The organism is Kocuria gwangalliensis (assembly GCF_039544365.1).
In the GTDB taxonomy this organism is placed as follows: Bacteria; Actinomycetota; Actinomycetes; order Actinomycetales; family Micrococcaceae; genus Kocuria; species Kocuria gwangalliensis.
In genome coordinates, this window is record NZ_BAABLN010000038.1 from 1 (window position 1) to 545 (window position 545).

The following is a 545-nucleotide window of genomic DNA, read 5'->3' on the forward strand; positions in this document are numbered from 1 at the left end:
CCCGCGGACTTCCTTACCGTCCACAGCCACCGCGGCCAGCCCACGTCCGGGACCGGTGGTGCGCGCAGTGGTCCAAGCCGCCAGGGCCGTGTCCAGGGCCACAGGATCCACCAAGGTGGCGATGCGGTGGATGGTGGCCAGCGACGGGGACCTGCCACACCCAAAGATCATCCGCTGCCCCTGGGCGCGGGCGGCCCATTCGGTGATCATCGTCAACGACCGCGCCCCGGACAGCACCGCGGCCACGAACACCAACAGCACCTCGGTGAAGGGGTAGCGCACCCCGCGCCGGGCCCGCGGGTCCGGCACCGAAGATAGTGCCTGGCGCAGCGAGGGTAGATCCTCCGCGCCCAACGGTGATCCACGATCGAAGTAGCGCGAAAGCAGGCCGGTGGGAGAAGATGGCATTGGAGGGCTCCTGGGAATCGGCGTTGTGGTAAACACCGGATTAACAGGAGCCCTTCGTGATGACCAGCAGCCACGCCGGGACCCCACAAGCCCGCGCGAAAATCCACACCACACTCACCGACTTTGAAATAGCCCTG

The 545-nt window shown here is 67.0% G+C and carries 1 protein-coding gene; it reads right to left on the bottom strand.

Annotation, left to right across the window (positions count from 1 at the left end):
* On the bottom strand, window positions 1–408 hold a 408-nt coding region (locus tag ABEA06_RS13460; protein WP_345311823.1), incomplete at its 3' end, for a transposase family protein.
* Window positions 409–545: the final 137 nt, after the last annotated feature.